Genomic DNA, 7,559 nt, shown 5'->3' with positions numbered 1-7,559 from the left:
ACTGCCGTAATTGGTACTCTAAGATTTGGCAGCGGTGCCTTAGTAGGACCTTTGCTTGTACTAATGCATGCTAAAAGCGCAGTACCATTTTCGAGTTTAATGTTTGGTGCAGTTATATTAACTATTATTGTACAGATTATTCATCGTATAAAAGACAAAAAAAATGCCTCACAATGAGGCATTTTTATTCAAAACTAATATTAATTAAGCATCAGCTGCTTTAGATACCATAACCATTGCAGGGCGTAATAAACGACCATTTAATTTATAGCCTTTTTGCATTACTGCAAGTACTGTATTTGGCGATACATCGTTACTTGGTTGAATCGACATTGCTTGATGAAAATCAGGGTTAAATTGCTCACCTTGTGGGTCTACAATTTCAACACCAAATTTAGCAACCGCTTCGTTAAAACTTTTAACGGTCATATCAATACCTTCAAGCAATGGCTTCAAAGTCTCGTTTTCTTTATCAGAAAACTCAATAGCGCGCTCAAGGTTATCAATTACAGGTAGCAATTCGTTAGCAAACTTTTCTAATGCAAATTTATGTGCTTTTTCTACATCTTGTGCTGCACGACGACGAATATTATCAACATCGGCTGCTGCGCGAACAACGCCGTCTTTTTGATCAGCAATCGTTTGTTTAGCCGCTTCAAGCTCTGCGTATAACATTGCAATTTCTGCTTCAGGGCTCTGCTCTTCATCTGCATGTTGATCAGCGGCTTCTACTGCTGCCTCTACATCAGCTTGCATTTGAGCTAGCTCTTCGTTTAGTTCTACTTCTTGTTCTGGTTTTTGCGTCTGTTCCGACATAAAATATTTGCTCCAATTCTTTTCAACTGCGGTAATTATGGGGGTTGAATAAAAAGATTCAAGAGTTAGAGGTCTCAATTAATTTAAATTCTTGGATTATTTCTTCAATTTGCGCCGATTTAGGGCAAATTATACAAAAACGGCTTTGGTATTCCTGATTTTGAAAATATGGCACGCTAATAACAATCAACTCATTACACTCAGTAAAAGGAAGCTCTTCACTATTAAGTACCGATAAACCATTTTTAAAGGCAAGCTTATCCTCTACATAATTTAAAAATGAAACACCAATATTTAAACTTTGTTCACAATCGATTTGTTTGTAGAGATAATTTTCTCCGACAACAATACTGTTATCTGAACCTAATTTCTGACTAAGTTGACGAGTCCACTGGTTAAGTGAATCATGACAATTTCGAGGTGCAGTATTAGCCATAGCTTGCATACGATACAAGCCTTCCATTAATGTTTGTTGGCTAAATACTGTATTTAACCATGTAGCAAATTGGTAGCGAACAGAGTCTGATGAATCATGTGGCTTATCAATGCAAATATTATGACTCTGCCCTGCCCTATCTATTAATAAGATAAGCCAGTCTGTTGAATCAAAATCGAGAACTTCTACTCTAAATACTTGCTGAGAACTTGCTTGTGGTAAACCTACACAACAACACACTTGGTATTTTTGGCTCAGCCCATGAGCAAGTTCAACTAATTGTGCTTGCTCTGGTTCCCAATAATTAGCAATATCAGCCAATGGAAAAAACTCATTAAACCAATAATCAAACCCTTCATTTGTAGGCACTCGACCTGCCGATGTATGAGGCGAATACAATAAGCCCACTTTTTCTAGGCGAGCCATTGCATTACGAACAGTAGCCGAACACACCGCCATGCCTTTTAGCTTGGCTATTTTTGTTGATGGAACGGGTAAACCCTCACCATTACAGTACATGTTCATAACAGCTGAAAAAATTTGCTGATCTCGCGGGTTTATTTTCATGGTATCTACATCTTGTTGCATGAAACATATATCGGGGCGTTTGTGGTTATTTCAAGTACTGACACAAACTCATACTTGAAAAAACCTGATTAATTAGTCAATCAATTGCTTCATAATAACTTTGCTAAAATCTGTGTTTTCAAACACTTCTATTTTGAGTTACTCTAGCAATATTATAACTTATCGTGCGTATATTATGGACTCTCCCTTTAAAACCATTGGCCTTATTGGCAAACCAAATCACCCTGGTGCAGCTACCACGCTACAACGCTTGCATACATTTTTACTTGCACTTGGTTTTGAAGTTATTGTAGAAAAACGTACTGGCAGTCAATTAGTTGATGTTCCAAAAGATAAACTCGTTAAATTAGTAGATTTAGGAGAGAGAGCTGATCTCGCTATTGTTGTTGGCGGAGATGGTAACATGCTTGGCGCAGCTCGCGTGTTAGCTCGTTTTGATGTTGCAGTTATTGGTGTAAACAGAGGTAACTTAGGATTTTTAACTGATTTAAACCCTGAAGGGTTTGAAGCAAGTTTAGAGCAAGTACTCAGTGGTGAATACCTAGAAGAAGAACGCTTTTTATTAGAAGTAGAAGTATATCGTCATAACGAATTAAAAAGTGCTAACTCAGCGGTTAACGAAGCGGTTTTACATGCTGACAAAGTTGCTCACATGATTGAATTTGAAGCTTTTATTAATAATGACTTTGTATTTTCACAGCGCTCAGATGGCTTAATTGTATCTACCCCCACAGGCTCAACGGCTTACTCTCTTTCGGGGGGAGGTCCCATTTTAACACCAGAACTTAATGCCATTTCATTGGTGCCAATGTTTCCACACACATTATCAAGCAGACCATTAGTTGTTGATGCAGATAACGAAGTACGTTTAAAACTTAGCCTCGAAAATACCGATAGTCTCCAAGTAAGTTGCGACAGCCATGTCGTGCTTGCTGTATTGCCGGGCGATGAAGTTGTAATTAAAAAAGCAGATAAAAAGTTACGCTTAATTCATCCTAAAAACTACTCTTACTACAACGTTTTACGTACAAAATTAAATTGGGGTAGTCGTTTATACTAATTTTATTGCCAAAAGCAGTACTATAGAGCAAAATGGCGCTATAAAAATAATGAACCATTTCAGGAACTAACAATAATGACTTATGTTGTTTTTTTTGCTCTGCTGCTATTAATTACATTACTGGCTAGCTACCTTAAGGTAGAAAGTAACCGTAAAAAAGCGATAGAAGCTAAAAAAAAGTTATTTAATGAACGTGTATCGCACGCGAGTACTCGTGTTAAATTGAAGCTAAATGAGTTACTCGACGCTAAAATAATTCGCCCTAAATATAACGCCAGAATACAGGCAATTATAAGTAATTTTTTCGTTGTACAGCCGCATACCGACGAGAACTTACAACAGCTTGAAGATACAGCTGATTTACTAGTTAATACTTTATCTAATGAGCTGATGAAGACATATCAAACAAACTCAAATCAAAGCCTAATTGAGAATATACAATACTTTGTTTCAGAGCTTCCACAGCAAGGAATATTATATAACAAAGTTTTTTATCGCGATGCACTTCCACACCTTATTGAAAATATTAAAACTACAGATATGGTACAACCTACTGATAATATTGATGATCAAAATGAACCCTCACAAAACCCTATAAATACACAATTCATTGAAGAAGCAAATATTGCTTAAATAATAAAAAATTAATTTGCAAAAAACCAAAACACTGTATAAATTAACAGTTAATTGACTGGATGGATAAACAGTATGTTAATTGGTTTAGAAATTAAAAACTTTGCAATAGTAAGTAATTTAAGCACCGAATGGCAAAATGGCATGACCGCAATTACCGGCGAAACAGGTGCTGGTAAATCGATTGCTATTGATGCACTTTCATTATGCTTAGGCGGACGAGNGAGCCGAAGCTTCGGCTGTGCGCCCGAACACAGACAAAGCAGATGTGTGCGCACGATTTGATTTAGATGCTCTTCCACTTGCTCAAGCATTTTTAGAGCAGCATATGCTAAGCACGTCCGACAACGAGTGCTTGTTGCGACGTGTTGTGTGTAAAAATGGCAGAAGCAAAAGTTATATTAATGGTAGTGCGGTCACCGCTGCACAACAAAAAGAGCTTGGACAATATTTAATTTCTATACATGGGCAGCATGCTCACCAACATTTATTAAAAGCTGAACATCAATTACAACTTTTAGATGCTTATGCGGGCCATCAACATTTGGTAAGTGCAGTAAGCCAAAGTTATAAGCAATTTGCTAGTTTGCAAAAAGAATTTAAACATTTAGAGCAACAACAGCAACAACAAGCAGCTCAAAAACAGCTTTTAGAATACCAAGTAGCAGAGCTTGACGAGTTCGCACTACAAGAAGGTGAATTTGAACAAATAGAAGCTGAGCATTATAAATTAAGTAACAGCCAAACTATTTTAGAATCTTGTCAGCGCGAGCTACAACACTTATACGAAAGTGATGAACAAAATGCCTGCTCTTTACTACAACAAAGCGCACAACAATTTACAGAGCTTGCTCAATACGACGAAAGCTTAGCAAGTGTTGCTGCATTACTGAGTGAAGCAGCAGTACAGGTTGAAGAAGCAAGCCGTGAAGTACGCAGTTACACAGAGCAAGCCGATTTAGACCCAGCTCGTTTAGTTGAAGTGGAAAATAGATTAAGTGGATCTATGGATTTAGCCCGTAAGCACCACATAAAACCACAAGCACTTGTTGAGTTTCATCAATCAATCTCACAAGAGCTGGAATCTATAAGCAATAATAGTTCTCGATTAGAACAATTAGAATCTGAAATTGAGAACGCATTAACGGATTATAAAAATTCAAGTGAAGCTTTGAGCTTAAGCCGCCAAGAATACGCCAATACACTAAATTGCTTGATAAGCGAAAGCATGGCAAACCTATCTATGGAAAACGGTGTGTTTGAAATAGCACTTACCCAAGAGCCAGAACGTGCACCTAATAACTTAGGGTACGACAATGTATTATTTTTAGTATCAACTAATCCAGGACAACCTTTACAGCCTTTAGCTAAAGTGGCATCAGGTGGTGAGCTTTCGCGTATTAGCCTTGCTATTCAGGTTATTATTGCTCAAAAAGTGACAACACCAACATTGATTTTTGATGAAGTCGATGTAGGTATATCGGGTCCTACTGCATCCGCTGTAGGTAAATTGTTACGCCAATTAGGTAAATCAACTCAAGTAATTTGTGTAACCCATTTACCACAAGTAGCAAGCAGTGCGCATCAGCAATTTTTTGTAGCTAAAGAAATAGCTGAGGGTAAAACGTACACACACATGTTGCCTCTAAATAAAGATGGCAGAGTAAATGAAATAGCTCGCTTGCTTGGTGGCGACAATATAAGTAAAACAGCTAAAGCAAATGCTAAAGAACTAATAATGGCGCATGCCTAGGGCTGCCAGTTTATTTTGACTAATATTGTTTTAAATAACGGATAAAACATTAAGGATAAATTTAATGCAAAATACTTTAGTTTTTACAGCTTTAGGAGTGAGTTACTTATTGTTGATAACGAGTGTGACCTTAATTATTTTTAGTAAATTTAAACACACTCAATTTAAACAACAGTTGTTACATTTTTTAAGTATTGTATTGGTAATTCAATTAACACTGACTACGCTAAATATAGTGAGCAGTATTGATGAAAATCTAAGTAGCTTTGTAAGTAATAGCTACTGGGTGGTGCTTACCCTACAACTGTTATGCAGCTTAACTTGCTACATGAGTGTAAGACGTCGCAAGGCAAAAGTAAGACCTTCTCTTGATTCTTTTTCTATGGATTAAAATAGATATAGATTTAAGAATTAACTACAAAGAGCAAGTTTGATTTTTACCTTGCTTTTTTGCTTTGTATAAAAGCTCATCTGCACTTTTTATATCTAAATCAATAGATCGACTTGCCACACTTTGAATCACTCCAATACTTAATGTTAGGTTTAGAGAGTTTGAAGGTGTGTTTATTGGCAAGTGACGAAGTGCACCATGAATACTTTCAGCAAGCTTGATACCATCTAAGAGTGATGCATTTGGTAGGGCAATTAAAAACTCTTCTCCACCCCAACGCGAGGCAACTGTGTTTTCAGAAATGCTTTCTTTAAATATATTAGCTAAATGTATAAGTGCTTCATCACCAAAATCATGTCCGTATGTATCATTAATTTTTTTAAAATTATCAACATCAGCTAAAAGTAATACAAAGGGTATATTGCTATCCAAATGATTACTTTTAAATTCAGTTAACTTATTCATTGTATAACGGCGATTAGGTAAGTTAGTTAATGGATCTATGGTTGCTAGCAATTCATTTTTTTGGCTCAGGGCAATTATTTTATCGCTATATTTTGATCTCGAATGTTCATAATATCCACTGAGTAAAGCGACTAAAATAAATGACAATATAATTCTATAAGGAAATTGCGCAGGTTCATAACTGTATATATTAAAGCTTTCTGCACAATAAAAAGCCAAGGTAATTGCTGATAAAAACAAAATAATATCACATACCCCGCGCCTTAAACCCCTTATTGAAAATGTAACTGGTGATACAATAAATATCCAAATAGGACCGGTACCTTCAGCACCGCCAGTTAAAACTAAATAAATCATTAACGCATACAAGTTATATAAAATAGCACTTGCTGACATTTCGGTTTTTGTATAAATACAAAATGCCCAAACATAAACTGCTGATGAAATATAGAGGGTAACAGATAACAAATAACTATCGTTTATTAAAGCAACGCACGCCATTAAAAATGTGGCACTGAAGCCTATTGACGAAAAGAATCTTACTATTAATTTTCTTTCTATGTTATCTGAGTATTTGTGCATAATTGATATATGTTTTCTTTTATAAATTTCACACTTACCGCTATTAAAAAGTAAGCTTGTGTTAAGCAACCTCTAATTTTGTACTTATTTAATACTTAAATCAAGAAGTATGCTTATAAATAGTAAACATAAAAATATAGATAAATATTCATTAGGCTTTTAAAAAATATATTTTGTTTGCCTCTCAAATTAAAAATTATTTATTTAACTTAAGCTCCGATTATGAGGTTTAGTTAAATATTTAAACCTTCGTTATGTTTAAATTTGTATTTCTTTAGTCAGAATTTCCAATGAAAACAAAATCAATTTGAGCATCAGTAGTAAGCCTACTGTAATTTAGGTCACGTAATTAGGTTTAAAATAACTGTTCGAGATAAATATATTAATCAGAGATCAGGTTATTTAGCTTTTTTAAAAACAAAAAAGCAAGCCCAAAGGCTTAATGCCAGTCAGTTAACAGCTGACTGGCGTTTTTTATTGGGGTATTTACTGGGTTTTGGTTTCACACACCTCGGATACGCCCGCTCCCGTTTTATCGGCAATATGTGATGTTCAACTTGAGCTTGTAATTGCTCTATTGATTTAGGTATCCGTCCTGCATTTTCTATAAACATTGTATGAATAAGGTTAATAATACTAATAGCACACGTCGTAAAACTCAGGTGTTTTGCATATATTCCAGACTTTTTCTGCGCCATTTTCACCATCTGGTATCGGAGCAAGTTATAGCTCAACATTACGCCCCATAATTCTTGCGCTATCATCTCAGGTTTCTTGCTGCGTAGCGTGAAGTGACTATTTAGTAAGGTTTGTTTCATTTCTCGATAACCAAGTT

Annotated in this window: 7 protein-coding genes and 2 pseudogenes (1 of these 9 running past the window's edge); 5 read left to right on the top strand and 4 right to left on the bottom strand. The window is 35.7% G+C overall.

Going from position 1 to position 7,559, the window contains the following annotated elements; translation table 11 throughout:
* A protein-coding gene (locus L647_RS0105905) for a Bcr/CflA family efflux MFS transporter (protein WP_024610344.1) crosses the window boundary here: on the top strand, positions 1-177 show its 3' portion. It extends 1,035 nt beyond the left edge of the window; the window shows 177 of its 1,212 coding nt (coding positions 1,036-1,212); its start codon lies off the left edge, out of view; it ends in the stop codon at positions 175-177.
* Between the two features lie 27 nt (positions 178-204).
* On the opposite strand, the gene grpE is transcribed toward L647_RS0105905, so the two are convergent.
* Positions 205-816: a nucleotide exchange factor GrpE gene (grpE, locus tag L647_RS0105900; RefSeq protein ID WP_024610343.1), complete on the bottom strand. Its 612-nt coding sequence runs from the start codon at positions 814-816 to the stop codon at positions 205-207.
* A gap of 58 nt (positions 817-874) precedes the next feature.
* Positions 875-1,840 carry an HrcA family transcriptional regulator gene (locus tag L647_RS0105895; RefSeq protein WP_024610342.1) on the bottom strand — a complete coding sequence of 322 codons (966 nt, stop codon included), beginning with the start codon at positions 1,838-1,840 and terminating at the stop codon, positions 875-877.
* Positions 1,841-2,015: 175 nt separating this feature from the next.
* Between L647_RS0105895 and nadK the strand changes: the two genes are divergently transcribed.
* From nadK to L647_RS0105875, 4 genes and pseudogenes are all read left to right on the top strand, one after another.
* A complete protein-coding gene (nadK, locus tag L647_RS0105890) occupies positions 2,016-2,900 on the top strand; it encodes an NAD(+) kinase (protein WP_024610341.1) in 885 nt (294 codons plus the stop codon).
* 75 nt (positions 2,901-2,975) lie between these two features.
* A complete protein-coding gene (locus L647_RS0105885; protein ID WP_024610340.1) occupies positions 2,976-3,533 on the top strand; it encodes a hypothetical protein in 558 nt (185 codons plus the stop codon).
* 75 nt (positions 3,534-3,608) lie between these two features.
* Positions 3,609-5,286: pseudogene (gene recN / locus L647_RS01000000123730) on the top strand (DNA repair protein RecN).
* Between the two features lie 64 nt (positions 5,287-5,350).
* Positions 5,351-5,677 carry a hypothetical protein gene (locus tag L647_RS0105875; RefSeq protein WP_024610339.1) on the top strand — a complete coding sequence of 109 codons (327 nt, stop codon included), beginning with the start codon at positions 5,351-5,353 and terminating at the stop codon, positions 5,675-5,677.
* A 24-nt stretch (positions 5,678-5,701) separates the two neighbouring features.
* Here the strand turns inward: L647_RS0105875 and L647_RS0105870 are convergent, their stop codons facing one another.
* Both L647_RS0105870 and L647_RS0105865 read right to left on the bottom strand, forming a co-directional pair.
* Positions 5,702-6,643, bottom strand: coding sequence for a GGDEF domain-containing protein (locus tag L647_RS0105870; RefSeq protein WP_024610338.1), 942 nt, complete (start codon positions 6,641-6,643; stop codon positions 5,702-5,704).
* Positions 6,644-7,173: 530 nt separating this feature from the next.
* Positions 7,174-7,559, bottom strand: a pseudogene (locus tag L647_RS0105865) (IS4 family transposase); the annotation flags it as partial.

This window comes from Pseudoalteromonas sp. TB64 (assembly GCF_000498095.1).
GTDB lineage: Bacteria > Pseudomonadota > Gammaproteobacteria > Enterobacterales > Alteromonadaceae > Pseudoalteromonas.
This window is presented reverse-complemented; position numbering and strand designations above follow the sequence as displayed.